The 17,486-nt window shown below is 72.7% G+C and carries 18 protein-coding genes; 9 read left to right on the top strand and 9 right to left on the bottom strand.

What is annotated here, in order from left to right:
• Positions 1–45 precede the first annotated feature (45 nt).
• Together AB0B50_RS02605 and AB0B50_RS02600 are read left to right on the top strand one after the other, a co-directional pair.
• Positions 46–300 carry a Rho termination factor N-terminal domain-containing protein gene (locus tag AB0B50_RS02605; RefSeq protein ID WP_362324328.1) on the top strand — a complete coding sequence of 85 codons (255 nt, stop codon included), beginning with the start codon at positions 46–48 and terminating at the stop codon, positions 298–300.
• A gap of 231 nt (positions 301–531) precedes the next feature.
• Complete coding sequence (locus tag AB0B50_RS02600; protein WP_362324325.1) at positions 532–1,557, top strand: terpene cyclase; 1,026 nt, start codon at positions 532–534, stop codon at positions 1,555–1,557.
• A gap of 121 nt (positions 1,558–1,678) precedes the next feature.
• Here the strand turns inward: AB0B50_RS02600 and AB0B50_RS02595 are convergent, their stop codons facing one another.
• The 5 genes from AB0B50_RS02595 to AB0B50_RS02575 are packed head-to-tail and all read right to left on the bottom strand — an operon-like array spanning position 1,679 to position 5,978.
• Entirely contained in the window at positions 1,679–2,956 is a 1,278-nt protein-coding gene (locus tag AB0B50_RS02595; RefSeq protein ID WP_362324322.1) for a cytochrome P450, read from the bottom strand.
• Positions 2,953–3,588 carry an ATP/GTP-binding protein gene (locus tag AB0B50_RS02590; protein WP_362324319.1) on the bottom strand — a complete coding sequence of 212 codons (636 nt, stop codon included), beginning with the start codon at positions 3,586–3,588 and terminating at the stop codon, positions 2,953–2,955. Before AB0B50_RS02590 ends, AB0B50_RS02595 begins: the two co-directional genes overlap by 4 nt.
• A complete protein-coding gene (locus tag AB0B50_RS02585) occupies positions 3,569–3,952 on the bottom strand; it encodes a DUF742 domain-containing protein (protein WP_362324316.1) in 384 nt (127 codons plus the stop codon). The genes AB0B50_RS02590 and AB0B50_RS02585 overlap by 20 nt, the downstream gene beginning before the upstream one ends.
• Entirely contained in the window at positions 3,949–4,359 is a 411-nt protein-coding gene (locus AB0B50_RS02580) for a roadblock/LC7 domain-containing protein (RefSeq protein ID WP_362324313.1), read from the bottom strand. Before AB0B50_RS02580 ends, AB0B50_RS02585 begins: the two co-directional genes overlap by 4 nt.
• A complete protein-coding gene (locus tag AB0B50_RS02575) occupies positions 4,356–5,978 on the bottom strand; it encodes an ATP-binding protein (RefSeq protein WP_362324310.1) in 1,623 nt (540 codons plus the stop codon). Before AB0B50_RS02575 ends, AB0B50_RS02580 begins: the two co-directional genes overlap by 4 nt.
• A gap of 283 nt (positions 5,979–6,261) precedes the next feature.
• Here AB0B50_RS02575 and AB0B50_RS02570 point away from each other — a divergent pair, with 283 nt between their 5' ends.
• Positions 6,262–7,089, top strand: a complete 828-nt coding sequence (locus tag AB0B50_RS02570) for a TioE family transcriptional regulator (RefSeq protein WP_362324307.1) — start codon at positions 6,262–6,264, stop codon at positions 7,087–7,089.
• Here the strand turns inward: AB0B50_RS02570 and AB0B50_RS02565 are convergent.
• Complete coding sequence (locus AB0B50_RS02565) at positions 6,984–7,685, bottom strand: M15 family metallopeptidase (RefSeq protein WP_362324304.1); 702 nt, start codon at positions 7,683–7,685, stop codon at positions 6,984–6,986. The genes AB0B50_RS02570 and AB0B50_RS02565 overlap by 106 nt on opposite strands.
• Positions 7,686–7,810: 125 nt before the next feature.
• On the opposite strand from AB0B50_RS02565, the gene AB0B50_RS02560 reads away from it, so the two are divergent.
• Both AB0B50_RS02560 and AB0B50_RS02555 read left to right on the top strand, forming a co-directional pair.
• Positions 7,811–8,227 (top strand): PPOX class F420-dependent oxidoreductase, encoded by a 417-nt coding sequence (locus AB0B50_RS02560; RefSeq protein WP_362325056.1) that lies wholly within the window; start codon positions 7,811–7,813, stop codon positions 8,225–8,227.
• A 238-nt stretch (positions 8,228–8,465) separates the two neighbouring features.
• On the top strand, positions 8,466–9,794 hold the full coding sequence (locus tag AB0B50_RS02555; RefSeq protein WP_362324301.1) for an LCP family protein: 1,329 nt from the start codon (positions 8,466–8,468) through the stop codon (positions 9,792–9,794).
• 12 nt (positions 9,795–9,806) lie between these two features.
• Here the strand turns inward: AB0B50_RS02555 and AB0B50_RS02550 are convergent, their stop codons facing one another.
• Complete coding sequence (locus tag AB0B50_RS02550) at positions 9,807–10,670, bottom strand: ABC transporter substrate-binding protein (protein WP_362324298.1); 864 nt, start codon at positions 10,668–10,670, stop codon at positions 9,807–9,809.
• Positions 10,671–10,803: 133 nt separating this feature from the next.
• Positions 10,804–12,237 carry an MFS transporter gene (locus AB0B50_RS02545; RefSeq protein ID WP_362324295.1) on the bottom strand — a complete coding sequence of 478 codons (1,434 nt, stop codon included), beginning with the start codon at positions 12,235–12,237 and terminating at the stop codon, positions 10,804–10,806.
• Between the two features lie 181 nt (positions 12,238–12,418).
• Here AB0B50_RS02545 and AB0B50_RS02540 point away from each other — a divergent pair, with 181 nt between their 5' ends.
• From AB0B50_RS02540 to AB0B50_RS02530, 3 genes are all read left to right on the top strand, one after another.
• Positions 12,419–13,051, top strand: a complete 633-nt coding sequence (locus tag AB0B50_RS02540) for an NAD(P)H-dependent oxidoreductase (protein ID WP_362324292.1) — start codon at positions 12,419–12,421, stop codon at positions 13,049–13,051.
• Between the two features lie 48 nt (positions 13,052–13,099).
• A complete protein-coding gene (locus tag AB0B50_RS02535) occupies positions 13,100–14,083 on the top strand; it encodes a zinc-binding dehydrogenase (RefSeq protein ID WP_362324289.1) in 984 nt (327 codons plus the stop codon).
• A 78-nt stretch (positions 14,084–14,161) separates the two neighbouring features.
• A complete protein-coding gene (locus tag AB0B50_RS02530) occupies positions 14,162–15,082 on the top strand; it encodes an NADP-dependent oxidoreductase (protein ID WP_362324286.1) in 921 nt (306 codons plus the stop codon).
• Here AB0B50_RS02530 and AB0B50_RS02525 read toward each other — a convergent pair.
• Positions 15,069–16,886, bottom strand: a complete 1,818-nt coding sequence (locus AB0B50_RS02525; protein WP_362324283.1) for an ATP-binding protein — start codon at positions 16,884–16,886, stop codon at positions 15,069–15,071. The genes AB0B50_RS02530 and AB0B50_RS02525 overlap by 14 nt on opposite strands.
• 130 nt (positions 16,887–17,016) lie before the next feature.
• Here AB0B50_RS02525 and AB0B50_RS02520 point away from each other — a divergent pair, with 130 nt between their 5' ends.
• Entirely contained in the window at positions 17,017–17,469 is a 453-nt protein-coding gene (locus AB0B50_RS02520; protein ID WP_362324280.1) for an ATP-binding protein, read from the top strand.
• The last annotated feature ends 17 nt before the right edge of the window (positions 17,470–17,486 follow it).

The raw sequence follows: 17,486 nt of genomic DNA, 5'->3' as shown, positions 1-17,486 counted from the left end.
CCATGAAGGACAAGGTCCGTCTCCCATCGGAATCAGGTGATCGTCGTGCCCAGGGCACAGATCAAGGATGAGAAGACCTACCAGGCGCTGCGCCGCGAGGGCGCCGGCAAGGAGAAGGCGGCGCGCATCGCCAACGACTCCGGCGGCTCCCGCTCGGCCACCGGCCGCAAGGGCGGCAAGGCGGGCGCGTACGAGGACCGCTCCAAGGACGACCTCTACAGCGAGGCCAAGAAGGTCGGCATCGAGGGCCGCTCGAAGATGAGCAAATCCCAGCTGATCGACGCGCTGCGCCACCGCTGATCGACGCGCTGCGCCACCGCTGCGGGACAGCGCGTGCCACCACTGAGAGGCAGCCAGTTCGGGGAGCGCCGGAGGCGTTAAACCTGCGGCGCCCGCCAGGGGAGTTGACAAGATCACAGCGTAGATCGTTTACGGGCCGGGCATCTTGGCAGTGAAGTTGATCAATGAACATGCCAAGCAAGCGCGCGCGGGCCGGGGGGTTCTCGTGCGCACCTCACGAGGAGCGCCTCCATGCCTCAGGACGTACGGTTCGACATCCCCTTCGACACACCCGTCAGCGAGCATCTCGACTACGCCAGGGGACATCATCTGCGCTGGGTGCGGGAGATGGGACTGGTGCGCAGCGAGGGCGGGCTCGAGGAGTACCAGAGCTGGGACCTGCCGCAGGCGGCGATACGTACGTATCCGCACGCCTCGGCACAGGACATGGTGGTCCTGATGAACTGGTTCTCGCTGGCCTTCCTCTTCGACGACCAGTTCGACGCGGCGCGACCCGACCGCGCGGACCGCGTGGCCGAGGTCTCCCGCGAACTGGTCGCCACTCCCCTGCGCCCGGTCGGCAGCACGCCCCGCGTCGTGTGCCCCGTCACGGTGGCGTGGGCGCAGGTGTGGGAGCAGCTGGCCGACGGGATGTCACCGGCCTGGCGCACGCGGTTCGCCGCGTCCTGGGGCCGGTTCCTGGTCGCGCACTCCGAGGAGGTCGACCTGGCGGCCCGCGGCGAACGGCTCGGGCTGGACGCGTACACGGCGTTCCGGCGGCGCACCGTCGGCATCCACCACAGCATCGACGCGGGTGAGCGCAGCCGCCGCTTCGAGGTGCCCGTGCAGGCCCAGGCGCATCCGCTGATGGTGGCGCTGCGCGACGCGGCCGCGGACACCATCGGGTTCATGAACGACATCCACTCCTTCGAGCGCGAGAAGCGGCGCGGCGACGGGCACAACCTCATCACCGTCCTGCACCACGACCGCGGGTACGGCTGGCAGGACGCCGCCGCCGAGGCGATACGGATGACCGAGGAGCGGCTCGGCGACTATCTGCGCCTGGAGTCCCAAGTGGCCGACATGTGTGCGGAGTTGCGGCTCGGCGAGGACGAGCGTGCGCGCGTCGGGATGGGAGTGGAGGCCATCCGGCACTGGATCAAAGGCAACTACGAGTGGGCCCTGGTCACCGGCCGCTACGCCGCGGTCAAGGACGGTCCGGCCGCGGTCGCCGAGGCACAGGGGCGCGGCTCGCTCGACGATCTGCTGACCGTCTGAGGCGTCTTCGGCAGGCGGCCGCCAACGCCGCGTCGGCCGGACCGCGGGTGAGCGGTCCGGCCGACGGGTCGTGCCATCCGTCCGTTCGACGGATCTTTTCCACCGTCCGGTCGACGGAGTCTCAGGCCGCCTGGGGCGTGAACTGGACCGGCAGGCGGTCGAGTCGGGTCTCCCAGGTGGAGGCGGTGGAGCTGAGCTCGTCCGGCGCGACGGCGAGGCGCAGCCCGTGCAGACGGTGCAGCAGCACGTCGACGGCGGTCTCGATGATGGCCTGGCCGATGCCCTGCCCCGGGCACTCGTGCGCGCCGCCGCTGAACGCGAGGTGCGCCTTGTTGCCGTGCAGGTCCGCCGTGGCGTCGGGGCGGACCTCCGGGTCCACGTTGCCCGCGGCGAGGCCGAGCACGAGCAGGTCACCGGCCTTCACCTGCTGGCCGCCGAGCTCCAGGTCGGCCGTGGCGAAGCGGCCGGGACACACCGCGAGGGGCGGGGTGTTCCACATGACCTCCTCCACCACCGCCGAGACGTTCAGCTGCCCGCTGACCAGGCCGGTCATATGGGAGGGGTGCGTGAGCACCAGCTGGAGCACACGGGCCAGCAGGTTGCTGGTGGTGGTGTGGGCGGTGATCAGGACCAGGCGCAGATGGCTGAGGATCTCGTCGTCGTCCAGATCGGCGTGGTGCTGCAGCAGGCCGGTCGTGAAGTCCGAACCCGGCTCGTCGCGTTTGCGCTCCGCCAGCTCGCCGAGGATCTTCATGATGCGGTCGTTGTGCGCGACCGCCTCCTCGCCGCCCTTGATCACCTGGGCGCAGGACAGGGCCAGTTGGCGTCCTTCGCCCTCGGCGAGGCCGAAGAGCCGGGTGAGGACGAGCATCGGCAGGTGCTCGGCGTACTGGCCCACCAGGTCGGCGCCGCCCGCCTCGGCGAACGCGTCGATCTGCTTGTTCGCGAAGTGCATGATGTGCCGTCTGATGCCACGGCCCGCCGCGGCCTGCAGATTGTCGGTGACCGCCGCGCGCAGCCGCCGGTGCGGCTCGCCGTCCTGGGACACGCAGTCGGGGCGCCAGGCCAGCATCGGGACGAGCGGGGACGACTCCTCGATCCGCCCTTCCTTCCAGTCCCGCCAGATGCGCGAGTCGCGGGCGAACTGGCGGGGGTTCTCCAGGACGCGCCGGTTCTCCCGGTAGCCGAGGACCAGCCAGGCCGGCACGTCGCCTTCCAGTAAGACGGGCGCCACCGGGCCGTGCTTCTCGCGCAGACGCGCGTAGATTCCGTGGGCGTCGCTCGACGCCTCGGCGCCGTACAGCCGGGTCGGCGTGTCCGAGGCACCGTGCTGGACCGGGCATCCGCCCGCGGCTTCGAGGGCGTCGCCGTGGGGGCCGGGCGGGGTCGGGGCGTTCATCGGGACTCCAGGACGGCGCGGGACTCCACGACGGCGGTGGAGCGTTCCTTGAGGTGGCGGATCAGGGCGATGAGCACATCGCGGCTCGATGCCTTGTCACGGGCGTCGCACGCGACGATCGGGGTGCTCTGCGGGATGTCCAGGGCCTCGCGTATCTCCTCGACCGGGTGCTCCTTGGAGTCGGGGAAGACGTTCAGGGCGATGACGAAGGGGACGTTCTGCCGCTCCATCTCCTCGATGGCACGGAAGCTGGAGGCCAGGCGGCGGGTGTCGACGAGGACGACCGCGCCGAGGGCGCCCTTGAACAGGCCGTTCCACAGGAACCAGAAGCGTTCCTGTCCGGGGGTGCCGAACAGATAGAGGACCAGCTGCTCGTTCAGCCCGATCCGGCCGAAGTCCAGGCTGACCGTGGTCTCCTGCTTGTCCGCGACCCCGATCAGGTGGTCGACGTCGATGCTGGCCTGGGTCAGCGTCTCCTCGGTGGTGAGCGGTTTGATGTCGCTCACCGAGCGGACCATGGTCGTCTTTCCGGTGCCGAAGCCTCCGGCGATCATCACTTTGACCGAGCGGCTTTCGGCGGCCAGTGCGCCGGTCGACGACTGGTCGGTTCGGTCAAAGCCTTTGAAGTCCACTGAGAACCTCCTCAAGGAGCTCGAGGTCCGGCCCTTGGCCGGAGGGGGAAGAAGCCGGGATGGGGTCACGGGCCTCCACCCGGCCCGCTTCCAGCAGGTCGGTCACCAGCACCGCGAGAATGTTGAACGGCAGTCCGAGATGGGCGCCGAGCTCGGCCACCGACAGCGGGTCGCGGCACCGGCGCACGATCTCCTCGTGCTCGTGCTGCATGCCCGGGACGGGCGCCGTGCGGGAGGCGCAGGTGATGACGAGCGTCGCCACGTCGAGCCCGGCGGCAGGCCCGCCCGGTCCGCTGCGCCCGCCCGTGAGGACGTAGTAGCGCTCGAGACCGGACGGGTCCGTGGGCCGGTGGGGGCCACTCATCCAGGCTGCTCCTCCCGGCGCGGAGTGGTGCCGAGCAGCTCACCCATCCGCCGGGCCAGGTCTCTCATCTGGTGGCCGAGCAGCCCCTGGTCGAGCCCTTCCTTGGCGAGGACGCCGAGATACGTCTCCACACCCGCCCGCACCACGAAGAGGTGCCCGCCGTCGACCTCGATCATCGCGAGACGCAACTGCCCGCCGTACTTGGGGAATTGCGCGGCGACGGGCTGGGCGAGCGCCTGCAGCCCGGCGACCACGGCGGCGAACCGGTCCACGTCGTCGGGGTCGTCGGCGCCGTACGACGTGATGGCCTTGCCGTCGCTGGACGCCACGAGGGCGAAGCGGATCTCCTGGATGGACTCGGTCAGGTCACGGAGCGCCCAGCTCACGTCGGTCTCGTGCTGCGTCATCGCTGGTCGCTCTCTTCGGTCCGGGGCTCATCGGTCTCTCTTCCGGCGGTGGCGAAGGCCGCCAGGCCGGTGAAGGACGTGTCCGGCGGCACGACGGACGGGGCCGGGGCCGCCGCCGGAGTACCGGCCGTGTCCTGTGCGTCGGCGCGCGGCTTGCTCCTGCGCCGCTTCGGCAGGCCACCGGGGGTGGTGTCCGCCTCGGGCACGGCGACGGCCTCGGGGGCCGGTGCCTCGGCGGGAAGCGGCATCGCGTCCGTCTCGGCCCGGGGGGCGGGGACCGAGGGCTGGGCGGGGGCCGCGGTGGCCGGGAGCTGGCTGAAGTACTTGTGCGGGACGACCACGACGACGGAGGTGCCGAGCCAGGGGGAGTCCGCGAAGGTGACCCGGATCCCGTACTTGCGGCCGAGGGTTCCCACGACGCGCAGGCCGAGGTGGGCGTCCTCCGAGAGGCCGCCGAGGCCGGGGCCCGCGGCGACGCCTTCGAGGGAGTCGAGCGCCTGCTGCTTCTTCTCCTCGCTCAGGCCCTTGCCGGCGTCCTGGATCTCGATGCCGACGCCGTTGGGCACCTCCTTGCCCGAGACGATCACGGGCTCGGTGGGCGGCGAGTAGCGCGCCGCGTTGTCCAGGAGGTGGGCGAAGATCAGCGTGAGATGGTCCACCAGGCCGCCGTCCACGCCCAGTTCGGGCAGCTGACGCACCTGTACGCGGTCGAAGTCCTTGATGCGGCCGATTCCGCCGCGGACCACGCTGAGCAGACGCTGCGGCTCCTGCCACTGCCGTCCCGGCCGGTCCGTGCCGCCGAGGACGCCGATGCTGGCGGCGAGACAGTCGGCGGGGCCGATCGCCTGGTCCAGCTCCATCAGGCCCTGCGCGACGACGGGAGAGCGGCCGTGCTCGCCCTGCATCTCGTGCAGTCGGCCGCGGATCTTGCCGGTGAGGACGTGCAGCCGGCTGCCGATGCTGATGACGGCCTGTTCGGCGGAGGTGCTGCGGTTGAACTCCTCCTCGACCGCGATCAGTCCGGCCCGCAGGACCTTGCGGACCTCCTGCCGGAACTCGGGGGACACGTCGGTCTCCTGGGCGAGCGGCGGCAGTACGTCGTCGATGGCCTCGCCGGAGCGCAGGCCCTTGAGGGCGGTGGGCAGGAAGTCGTCGCCGAGGCGGGCGAGCAGTTCCTGCTGACGGTCCACGCGCCACTGCCAGGCCGTGGCGTCCTCGGCCAGGCGGGCTTCCAGGGCGGCGCGCTCGGTGGCGTACTCGTGCTCCATGGAGGCGCGCTCGGTCGCGTACTCGTGCTCCAGGGCGGCGCGCTGAGTCGCGTACTCGTGCTCCAGGGAGGCCACGTGGTGCTGCCACTGCCGCGAGTGGCTGATCTGAGCGGCCTGGACCTGGTCGGCCACGCGGCGCAGTTCGCTCCTGGTGCGCAGCAGGAGCCGTACGCAGAAGGTGGCTGCCGCGGTGGCGCCAAGTCCCGCGAGCACCAGGGATATTCGGGCCTCTTCGGGCCCGCCCACGGCGCCGACGACAGTGCCCGCGCCTAAGCCGAGCGGCAACAGCCACCAGGCGTGCCAGGCCCGTGGCTCTCGGGCCGCCGCCGGTGGCGGAGTGGCAAGTTCCATCTGCATCCTCAAACCAACGCGAACGAACATGGGGACAACCACTGATTCAAGGCCGCCCGGGGACGGCAGCACAGCAGGGTGCGACGGATCGCAATCACGTCAACACGGCGCGCCACCAGGGAGCTTATAGGGTTCAGGGGGATGTGGATCAAGTCGGTCCGGTACTCAGTACGTGGCAGTAGCTATCTTTCGCGTCAAGATCATCCACTGCTTCGGCGGGCACCCGCTCCCGCGGGTAACCTTCATGATCGGTGGCGGAGCGGTGCCGCCGGAGAGGTTGCCGATGAGCCGTCAGGACGCGGAAGAGGAAACGGGGGCGGGGTCCGGGAGGCTGCGCCCGGTCGACCTCGCGCGTACGGCCGGTGTGTCGACCCAGCAGATCCGCAACTACGCCGACGCCGGGATCCTGCCGCCCGCCCCGCGCTCCCCCGCCGGGTACCGCATGTTCGATGCGGGGCACCGGCAGGCCCTGATCACCTACCGGGCCCTGGTCCGCGGCCACGGTCCCGCCGCGGCCCAGGAGGTCATGCGGGCCCTGCACGCGGGCGATACGCCGCGGGCGCTCGCTCTGGTCGACGCCGGGCACGCCGCCCTCCACGAGCAGCGGAACTCCTTGCGGACGACGGGCGAAGCACTGGAGGCCCTCGCGGAGGAAGGGGACGGCTCCCCCGCCCCGCCGCGCTCACGGCTGCGCATCGGAGAGGTGGCCGCCCATCTGGGCGTGCGCGCCTCGGCACTGCGGGTCTGGGAGACGGCCGGGCTCCTGACACCGTCGCGCGATCCGGTCACGCACTACCGCTCCTACCTCCCCGCCGACGTCCGTGACGCACGCGTCGTCCACATGCTCCGCCAGAGCCACTACCTCCTGCCGCAGATCCGTCCGGTCCTCGACGACCTGCGCCGCAGCGGTGGTGTCGGAGCGCTGCGTTCGGCCCTTGAACAGCGCCGGGCAGCCCTTGACCAGCGGGCGCGAGCCATGCTGGAGGGCGCGGCCCATCTGCACGGCTACCTCACTGACACGTCATCGGCGCCGGAGTGCCCGTCATCGGGCAGGTCGGCCTCGCGCGGGCCGTACAGCGCGGACGGCGCCCCCGAGGCCAGCGCCCAGTAGCGGTCGCCGTAGGACCAGTGCCACCACTCCGTGGGGTAGTTGACCAGGCCCGCGCCCGTCAGCGCGGCGCCGAGGATCTTGCGATGCCCACGCGCCCGTGCGGTGATGTTCTCCGCGTCGGTGTAGCAGGCGCCCTCGCTCTCCTCCGGATCGGCGTTCATCCGGGTGCCCAGGTCCAGTTCACGCCCCTCTCCGTCGGCGAGCGTCAGGTCGACGGCCGCGCCCGCGCTGTGCGGGGCGATGTCGGGCGGGGAGACGTAGCGGCTGGCCGCCGCGTGGATGTCGGCCGGGGGCCGGCGCGGGTGCAGGGCGCGCAGCTGCTCCTCGTACTCCTCGAAGTAGCGGCGCTGGAGCGCCGGTGGACGGTATCCCTCCACGAACAACAGCCGCAGCCCCGGCGGCAGCAGCTCCTGCGCCCGCAGCAGACGCCGCACGACGCCCTCGCGCAGCAGCGCGAACGCCGTTCCGGATCCGGCCTGTTGACGCCCGTCGACCAACAGCGGACTGCCCTTGCGTACGTCGATGAACCGCTCCCCGCACTCGCGCACGGGGACGGCGGCGACACGCGGGTCCGACATCAGGATGATCTCGCTCATGGGGCGACGGTACGCGGCCGAAGATCACGGCCGGCCGTAATCCGGACGATCCCCGGTGAAGATCCGTGTACGCTCCACGGGCCGTTGACGCGGCCGGTGACGAAAGGAGCAGCAGCATGCGGTCCATGAGCGAGAGCGAGTGGCGGTCGTTCGTCCTCGAGGGGACGCGGACGGGGAAGCTGGCGACGAATCGGGCCGACGGTCGACCGCACGTCACGCCGGTGTGGTTCCTGCTCGACGAGGACGTCCTGGTGTTCACCACCTGGCACGAGTCCCTCAAGTACAAGGCGCTGCGCCGCGCACCGCGCTTCTCCCTCTGCGTGGACGACCAGCAACCGCCTTTCTCGTACGTGATGTTGGAGTGCACCGCCGACTTCACCGACGACCCCGACGTCCTGCGCGACTGGGCGACGCGGATCGGCGGCCGTTACATGGGGTCCGAGCAGGCGGAGGCGTACGGGAAGCGGAACTCCGTACCGGGCGAGTACCTGGTGCGGGCCCGCATCGACCGCGCCATCGCCTTCGGGGGCATCGCCGACTGAGCCCGCTCGGCGAGCGGGCTCAGTCCGTGGTCGGCCACGGGGTCGGCGGCGACGGCGTCCAGGAGCGGGCGCGGCGCCGGGTGGCGTGTCGCCGTGGTGCGGGCGAGCGATTCCCCTGGGGCGGGCAGCGGCCGCCGACCCACCCGCGCGGCCGAACGCGCGCCGTCAACGCCGGGAATCGGCCGGGCGGCGGCCTAGCCTGCGGAAACGGATCTCCCCGCACCTCTGGAGGCGTCCTTTGCCGTCGAGCCGTGTCCTGCGCCGTCTCGCCCTCACCGCCCTGCTCACCGCGTCACTGGTCTCCACGGCACCGTCGCCGCCCGGGGCCCCCTCCCCCGCCCGGGACCAGGCCCGGGACCAGGCCCGGGACCAAGCCAGGGACCAGGCCAGGAACCGGGGGACCAATCTCCTCGTCGTCGGCCTCGACCGCCGCACCGGCATGTCGCAGCGGGACATCCAGCGACTGCACGTCGGTGGCAAGGAGTGCGACTGCACCGACGTGATGATGCTGGTCCACATCGCCCCCGGCGGGCGGCGGCTCAGCGTCGTGTCCATCCCCCGCGACTCGTACGTGCCGTTCGCCGAGCACGGCCACCCCGCACACAGCGGCAAGATCAACGGCGCCTTCGCGGAGGGCGGCGCGGACCTCGCGGTGCGCACGGTCGAACAGGCCACCGGCGTCCGCGTCGACCACTACCTCGAAGCGGACTTCCTCGGCTTCGTCGAGGCCGTGGACCGGCTCGGCGGCGCCGAGGTGTGCACCGACACCCCGCTCAGGGACCTCAACTCCGGCCTGAAACTGGCCCCCGGCACCCACGCCATCAACGGTGCGCGGGCGCTGCGCTACGTGCGGGCCCGCAAGCTCTCGCCGCCCGGCGACCTCGGCCGGGTCCGCCGCCAGCAGCGCCTCCTCCTCGGCATGCTGGGCCGGCTCTCCGAGGCGGGCGCCTTCTCCAGCCCGACGGCCACGGCCCGCACCGCGTACGCGCTCGCGAAGACCCTGCGCACGGACGAGCACACGACCTGGCGCACGCTGTACGACCTGGGCCGGTCCCTCAACGGGCTCGGCCTCGCGCACACCGAGTTCGCGACCGTCCCGATGTCCGACTTCGACCACCGGGTGCCGGACTGGGGATCGACCCTGCTGTGGGACGGGCCGCGCGCGAAGGCGCTGTTCGACGCGGTGCGCGAGGACCGGCCGCTCGTCGCGCACCGCGCGGCGGACGCCGTCCCTGTCGACATGCGGCCGGAGACCGTGCGCGTGCGTGTCGACCACGCCGCGACCGCCGAAGCCCTGCGCGCCAACGGCTTCGACGTGACGGCCGCTACGCGGCCCGGCGGCCGGGCGGCGGGCCCCACCGTCATCACCTACGACCCGGTCCAGGCCCGGTATGTCGACACCCTGGCGGCTGCCCTGCCCGGCGCCGAGCTGCGCGCCGTCGCGGGGCACGGCCCGGTCTTCCACGTCACCGTGGGCGCCGGGAAGCAGCGGGTGCAGGCCGTGACGTACGACCGCAGCAGCGTGGAGGGCGCGCCGGTGTCCGGGGACCGGCTGCGCTGCGGCTGAGAGCCCGGCCGGTCAGCCCCGCGCCGCTTCCAACGCATCGGCCAACTCGCCGTAGACCCGGGCGTGTTGGCGCGCGCTGGGCGGCAGCTCGGGGTTCCAGGGCAGAGTGCGGACGCCCTGCCCCAAAGCGTCGCCCAGCGCGGAGGCGTTGGACCGCACGTCCGTGAGGACGAGGTCCGGCTCCAGCGCCGCCGCCTCCGGCCAGGTCGTCGTGGCCCAGTTGGCGCCCTGCCCCGGCGCGGGGTCCACGAGGCCCACGCCGAGTCCGGCGAGCGCGGCGAGGTCCGGCCAGGCGTACGGCCGCGCCAGATGGACGGAGTCGGGCCCCGCGGGCGAGAGCGCGAGCACGCGGGGCCGTGCGGTAGCGGCGGCCGCCTCGGTCAACCGGCGTTCCGCTGCGGCGAGTTCGTCCTCCGCCGCGGGCTGTTCGGTGGCGCCGAGGCTGCGCGCGAGGGCCGTGAGGCGATCCCTGATCGCCGCGAGGTCATGGCCGCCGCCGACGTCGAGCACCACGAGGGGGAGCTGCTGCTCCAGGTGCTTGGCGGCCTCCGGGTCGATGCCGTAGACCTGCCCGCCGCCGTACGTGAGCGCGACGACCAGGTCGGGCCGCGCGGCGAGGAGGGCGTCCAGGTCGAGTGCCGAACCGGCGCCGAAGTAGGCGAGGCCCTCCAGAGGCAGGCCGCCCGACTTCGCCGGGTCGGGCACGGCCGGGTCGTCGTGCGCGGAGCCGAAGACACCGGCGGGGCGTATGCCGTGGTCGTGCAGTGCCGCGGCGGTCGGCAGGTAGGCGACCACGCGCGACGGCCGGTGTGCGGCCCTCACCAGATGCCCCCGGTCGTCGGTGAACTCCCAGTCCCTGACCGTGTCTTGTGCCATGATCTCCGACTCCTCCTGCCGCCGCGCCACGGCCTGCCCTGCCATGGCCGTCCCGGTGCTACCTGCCCTGGTCCGCACCGGACTACACGAGGGCGCCCGCCCCGGGGCTCCGGGGCGGGCGCACTGTCCGGCCTCAGACCCGCGCCGGCCGCTCCGCCGCCGGGACCTGCGGCTTCTCCGCGATCGGCTCCTTCGTGCCCCGTGCCATCACGCGCCCGCCGAGCATCGCGAGGAGCCCGCCGACCTGCAGCACCGCGAGGACCACCACGCCGGTGCGGAAGCCCTTGGCCCCTCCCCCGCCGAGGCCGTACGCGAGCGACGCCACCGCGGGGCCGACCGTGAACGCCAGGGTGCGCACCGTCGCCCCCACGCCGCCGCCCGTGCCGATCATGTCCGTCGGGGTGGCGGCCAGCATCGCCGTGTTGTTGGGGGCACCGAACACGCCCTGCCCGAAGCCGATGAGCGCGAGCCGCCAGGCCAAGTCCACGAGGCCCGCCTGCCCGTCCAGGGTCAGGGTGGAGAGCAGACCCGTCAGGGTGAGGGCACCGCCGAGCGCGGCGATGCGGTGCGGCGGGTGACGGTCCGTCAGCCGACCGCTGAGCGGCGAGCCGACGGCGACGCCGCCCACGAAGAACATCATGGCGAGGCCCATCATCTCGGCCCCCGCGTGCAGCACGTCCGCGACGAAGAACGGCAGCAGGAAGAGCGAGAGCCCGATGAACGTGCCCGTCAACTGCAGGGAGAGCAGCGGCAGTCCGAACGTGGGTCGTCTGACGAGTGCCACGATCGCCTTCGAGGAGCGCAGCCGCGTCCACAGCACCGCGAGCCCGGCCGCGACGACCGCGAGGACTCCGGCGACGTACGCCGAGCCGTTCTCGACCCGGTCGAAGGCGAGCAGCAGCGCGGTGACCGCCCCGCCGAGCACCAGCACGTCGGCCAGCAGGGTGCGGTCGGGCAGCGGGAGCCCGCCGCGACCGCGCGGCATCATCCGCGCGCCGAGCCACAGAACCACCAGCAGCACCGGGATCTTGACGAGGAACACCGGCCGCCAGCCGTACGCGTCGGCGACGAACCCGCCGAGCGAGGATCCGGCCATCGAGCCGAGCGGCATGATCGTGGCGACGTATCCGAGCGCCCGGCCGCGCAACCGCCCGGGGACGCTCGACGCGACCACCGGGATGTAGATGGCGACGACCATCGCGCCCGTGGCGCCCTGCAGGACCCTGGCGACCAGCAGGACCCAGAAGTTCGGCGCGAGGGCCGCGAGGACGCTGGTCAGACCGACGGCGGTGACCGCGCCCAGGAAGACGAGCCGGATGTCGGCGCGGTCCACCCAGCGCCCCGCGGGGATCGCGAGCGCGGCGGTGGGCAGGGCGTAGGCGAGGATCACCCACTTCGCCGCGCCGCTCCCCACGTCCAGCTCCTGGCCGATGGACGGCAAGGTGACCGCGGACAGGCTCATCTCCAGGGTGACCATCAGCATCGCGAGGGCCATCACGACGACGGGACCCCAGCGCGGGGTGTCGACTGCCTGCTCAGAGCGGTTCGTTGCTGCAGTGTTCGTCATGGGGGCGACGGTACGGAGGGGGCGTCCGTCTCCGCCTCTGTCGGACGACTGGGGTGTCCTCCACCGGTCGACCTAGTCCCTGCGCAGGTACCGAACCCGGTCGCGCGACAGAGGCGGAGACGGGGCCCGCGTTCGTAGCTTCGTCGGTGTCGTAAGCCAACACCGAGCCGAGGAGACCGACATGGGCAACACCCAGGACACGATCGTCGACGAGCACGGCACCGAGATCCGTGAGGACGTACGCCTGGACGCACCCCTGAAGGTGGCCGTCATCGTGGCGAGCACCCGGGAGGGCCGCTTCGCGCCGACCGTCGCCGCCTGGTTCACCGCACAGGCCACGCAACGCGCCGACCTGGACCTCGACGTCATCGACCTGGCCGACGCGCGGCTGCCGGACGGCCTGACCGGGCAACCCGGCCCAGAGGTCGCCCGGATCACCCCACGCATCGACGCCGCCGACGCGTTCGTCGTCATCACGCCCGAGTACAACCACAGCTTCCCCGCCACCCTGAAGACCGCGATCGACTGGCACTACGCCGAGTGGCGCGCCAAGCCGGTGGGCTTCGTCAGCTACGGCGGGATGGCCGGCGGCCTGCGCGCCGTCGAACAGCTGCGGCAGGTCTTCGCCGAGCTGCACGCGGTGACGGTGCGCGACACCGTCAGCTTCCACGGCGTGTGGGACTGCTTCGACGAAGCCGGCGCCCTGACCGACCCGTCGGGCCCCACGTCGGCCGCCAAGACGATGCTCGACCAGCTCGCCTGGTGGGGCCACACGCTGCGCGACGGCAAGACCGTCCGCCCCTACGCCGCCTGAGCCCGGTACCGCCGCAACCTTCCGTTTCTTCAGCAGGAGTTGACCACCATGCACGCCGTACGTCTGCACACCTTCGGGCCCGCCGAGAACCTCCGTCACGAGGAGGCGCCCGACCCGGTGCCGGGTCCCGGCCAGGTGCGGATCGCCGTCGGGGCCGCCGGGGTCCATCTGCTCGACACGGCGCTGCGCGAGGGCGCGGCCGACCAACTCCCCTTCGCTCTACCGGAGTTGCCTATCACAGTGGGCCGCGAGGTCGCGGGGGTGGTCGACGCGGTCGGCGACGGCGTCGAGGAGTCCTGGCTCGGGCGGCGTGTCGCCGCGCATCTGGGTCTGGTCAACGCGGGGTACGCGGAGTTCGCCGTACGCGAGGTCGAGGCGCTGCATCCGCTGCCGGACGAGGTGGCCTTCGACACCGCCGTCGCGATGGTCGGCACAGGGCGCACCGCCCTGGCGATCCTGCACCTGGCCGAGCTCACGGCGGACGACGTGGTGCTGGTGACGGCCGCCGCGGGTGGCATCGGCACGCTCCTGGTGCAGGCCGCGAAGAACGCCGGGGCGACGGTGGTGGGTGCCGCAGGGGGTGCGGACAAGGTCGAGCGGGTGCGGGCCCTGGGCGCGGACGTCGCGGTCGACTACGACGTTCCGGAGTGGCCCGAGCTCGTGCGGGAGGCCCTGCACGGCCGCGAGGTCACGGTGGCGCTCGACGGAGTGGGCGGCGCGCCGGGCCGAGCGGCACTCGAACTGATCGGTTTCGGCGGGCGGTTGCTGCTGTTCGGCTGGTCCGCCGGCACGGTCACGGAGCTGTCCGCGCAGGATCTCTACGACCGGATGCTCCAGGTGACGGTCGCGCTCGGGCCGCGCCTGCTGACGGTGCCCGGCGGGCTGCGGGGTGCGCAGGACCGGGCCATCGCGGAGGCGGCGGCCGGGCGTCTGGTGCCCGCGGTGACGCGCTTCCCGCTGCGGGACGCGGCGGCCGCGCACCGGGCCCTGCAGAGCCGCGGGACGGTCGGCAAGGTCGTCCTCATCCCCTGAGTCGGCGACGGTCGCGGGCGCCCCTCAACCCCGGGGCCCCGCCCGGCGTCACCTGTCGCAACGTACGAAGGAGTCGTCATGAAGATGATCGCCGCCGCGCTGTCCGCCTACGGTCCGCCCGAGGTGCTGCGGCCGATGGAGCTCGACGTCCCGGAGCCGGGGCCGGGCGAAGTGCTGGTGCGGGTGAGGGCCGCCGGGGTGCAGCCCTTCGACCTGGGGGTGCGGGAGGGCCGGGTGCCGCCGGGGGCCGAGCCGGGGTTCCCCGTGGTGCCCGGCAACGAGTTCGCGGGCGTCGTGGAGCGTATCGGCGGGCGGGTCGCCGACTTCGCGCCGGGCGACGAAGTGCTCGGGTACTCGCTGCTCGGCGGGTACGCGCAGTACGTCGCCGTCCCCGCCGAGCAGTTGGTGCACAAGCCCACCGCAATGCCGTGGACGGTCGCCGGCGGGTTCTCGGGCAACGGCCAGGGCGCCCATCTGGCGCTCTCCCAGCTGCGCGTGGGGCCCGGTGACACCGTCCTGATCGGCGCCGCGGCCGGTGCGCTCGGCACGCTGTCCGTGCAGTTGGCGCGGGCCTGGGGCGCGACGACCGTCATCGGCACGGCGAGCGAGGCGAACCACGACCATCTGCGGGCGCTCGGGGCGATCCCGGTGACGTACGGCGAGGGGCTCGTCGACCGGATCCGGGCCGTCGCGCCGGACGGCGTCGACGCGGCGCTCGACGCCGCAGGACCGGAGGGTCTGCGCGCCGCCGTCGCCGTGGCCAAGGACCGCGGCCGCGTCGTCACCATGGTCGCCATGGAGGAGGCGACCCGCCTCGGCCTGCCCGACTGGGGCGGCACCCGCTCCGCGGCCCGTCTCGCCGAACTCACCGCGCTGTACGAGAAGGGGGCGCTTGACGTGCATCTGCGCGCGACGTTCCCGCTGGAGCGCGCGGCGGACGCGCACCGCCTGGTGGCCACCCGCCACGGCCGCGGCAAGGTGGTCCTCACGGTGGGCTGACCGGCCCTTCGGCGGCGGCGCGGATCACCTCGAGGGTTTGCTTCTGCTCGTCCGTGAGCTCGTGCCTGCTGATCGTGGTGAGCTGATCGATCAACTCCAGTGCGCTGTCCACTCCTTCGCGGGCGCCCAGCTCGTGATGGATCGTGGCGCCCGCGACATACGCGTTCGCCGCCTCGCCGAACCGCTTGCTCCGTCGCGCCGTGCGGCCGAGGAGGAGCAGCACGCCGGCTTCGCCGCTGCGGGATCCCAGGCTCCGGTACATCTCCAGGGCCAGGGTCTGGACCTCGCGTGCCTCCGTGCACAGATAGTGGTGCTCCAGCTCCCGGCCGAGCAGCTTCAGGACGCGGGCGATCATGAGGTGGGGCCGCACCCCCCGCGCCACGGCGACGGCGGCTTCGGTGACGGCGACCAGGTCGTCCAGGTGGAAGCCGTGGCTGAGGCTCATTCGGGCGGCGTGGGCGAGCCGGAGTGTCGTGCTGCGCAGGCCGAGGGGCGGTGCGGCGGTGATCGTGGCGACCAGGTTGAGCCGCTCGGCCTCGAACCACGCGTGCGCGGCCGAACGGCCCGTGAACCGATCGGAGTCGACCATGCGGACGACGTAGGGCAGTTCGCTGGTGGCCGCCGCACAGGTCCAGATGTAGTGGTTGTGGAGGCGGATCTGCGCGGCCCTGCGGTCGTCGGTCTCCGCGTGAGCGGTTCCCTGCTCCTGGGCATACAGACGCACGAGGTCGTGCATGCGCCAACGCCCGTAGGCGTGGCCCGTTCCGATGAGGTGGGTGCGGTCGAGGTCGGCCAGCAGTTCCTCGGCGTCGTACGGATCGATCCCGGCGAGGTGGACCACGGCCTCGGTGGAGATGTCCGGGCCCGCGTTGAGCGACAGGAGCCGGAACAGCCGCGCGCTGTCGGGGTCGAGGCGCTGGTACGACAGGTCGAAGGCGGCCTTCACGGCGCGGTCCTGCCTGCGCAGCCGCTTCAGGCGCGAGTGCCGGGCGGTCAGGGCGTCCGCCAGGGAGGAGAGCGGGCGCGCGGGGTTGTCCGCCAGCAGGGCCGCGGTGATCCGCAGGGCCAGCGGGAGTCCCCCGCAGGCGCGGGCGATGGCCGCGGCGGCGTCCGGCGCCCGCCGTACGCGGGTGTCGTCCTGGCCGCGTGCCTCCCGCAGGGTCTGCTCCAGCATGCCGACCGCGGCCGCCTCGTCGACCACGTCCAGGTCGAACAGCCTGCCGCCGAGGTCGAGTTTGTCGCGCGAGGTGAGCAGGGCCGCGTTGGCGCCGTCGGAGGGCAGCAGCGGCAGCACCTGGTCGGCGCTGGACGCGTTGTCGACGACGACCAGTACCCGGCTCCCCGACTCCGCGAGCCCGGCCAGCATGCTGCGGTAGAGGCGGGCACGGCCCTGCAGATCGGGGGGAATGTCCTGGGAGTCGACACCCAGGGCGCGCAGGAAGCCGTCCAGGGCGTGTTCGGGAGCGAGGCGATGCCCGGAGTCGTAGCCGAGCATGTCGACGAAGAGCGCCCCGCCGGGGAACCAGCCCTCCCGGCCCAGCGCGCGGGTGGCGGTCTGGACGACCAGCTCCGTCTTGCCGATGCCACCGAGGCCCACGACCGACGAGGTCGTGACCGGCCGCGGCGCGTCGGGCGCCAGGGCTCTCAGCAGGGCGTCCACCTCCGCGTCACGCCCGGTGAAGACGGCCGAGGCCGGGGGCAGGCCGGAGAGCGCCGGGGTGATCGCCCGAGGCATGTTCAACATGACGTCGCGGGCCTGGACCACGGGCCCGAAGAAGACACCACCACTGATTTCGTTGCGCACGGGCCGAACGCCCTCCCTTCGTAGTGGGCGCAAGTGTGCCGCCCGCGTGCGGGTGCGGCCAAGGGCCGCACCGAGCCCGGACGCGAGCACTTGTTCGGCCCCACATGTGACTGCACGTAGGGTCATGACCATGGGGTTGTACGGGAGGGAAGACGAACTCGGCGTCATGGACCGGGTGCTCGCGGGGGCCGGGGAGGGTCGCAGCGCGGCGCTCGACGTGCGGGGCGAGGCGGGGATCGGCAAGTCCGAGCTCCTCGCGCACGCGGTCGAACGGGCGCGCGCCGAGGGCCTACGGGTACTACGGGCCACCGGCACCGAGTCGGAGAGCGAACTGCCCTTCGCGGGCCTGCACCTACTGCTCGGCCGAGCGGCGGACCGCATCGCCGACCTGCCGGAGCGTCAAGCGCGGGCGCTCGGGGGTGCGTTGGGGTTGCCGGAGGGGGCGGGCGCGGTTCGCGCGGCGGGCACGGATCGCCCGGCGGGCACGGTACACCCGGCGGGCACGGTTCACCCGGCGGGCTCGACCGGCTTCGCCGACTCCACCAGCTCCACCAGTCCCACCGGGGGGAGCCGGCGGCAGTGACCGGTTCCTGATCGGGC

Origin of the sequence: Streptomyces sp. NPDC041068, assembly GCF_040647455.1 — a bacterium.
Lineage (GTDB): Bacteria > Actinomycetota > Actinomycetes > Streptomycetales > Streptomycetaceae > Streptomyces.
This window is presented reverse-complemented; position numbering and strand designations above follow the sequence as displayed.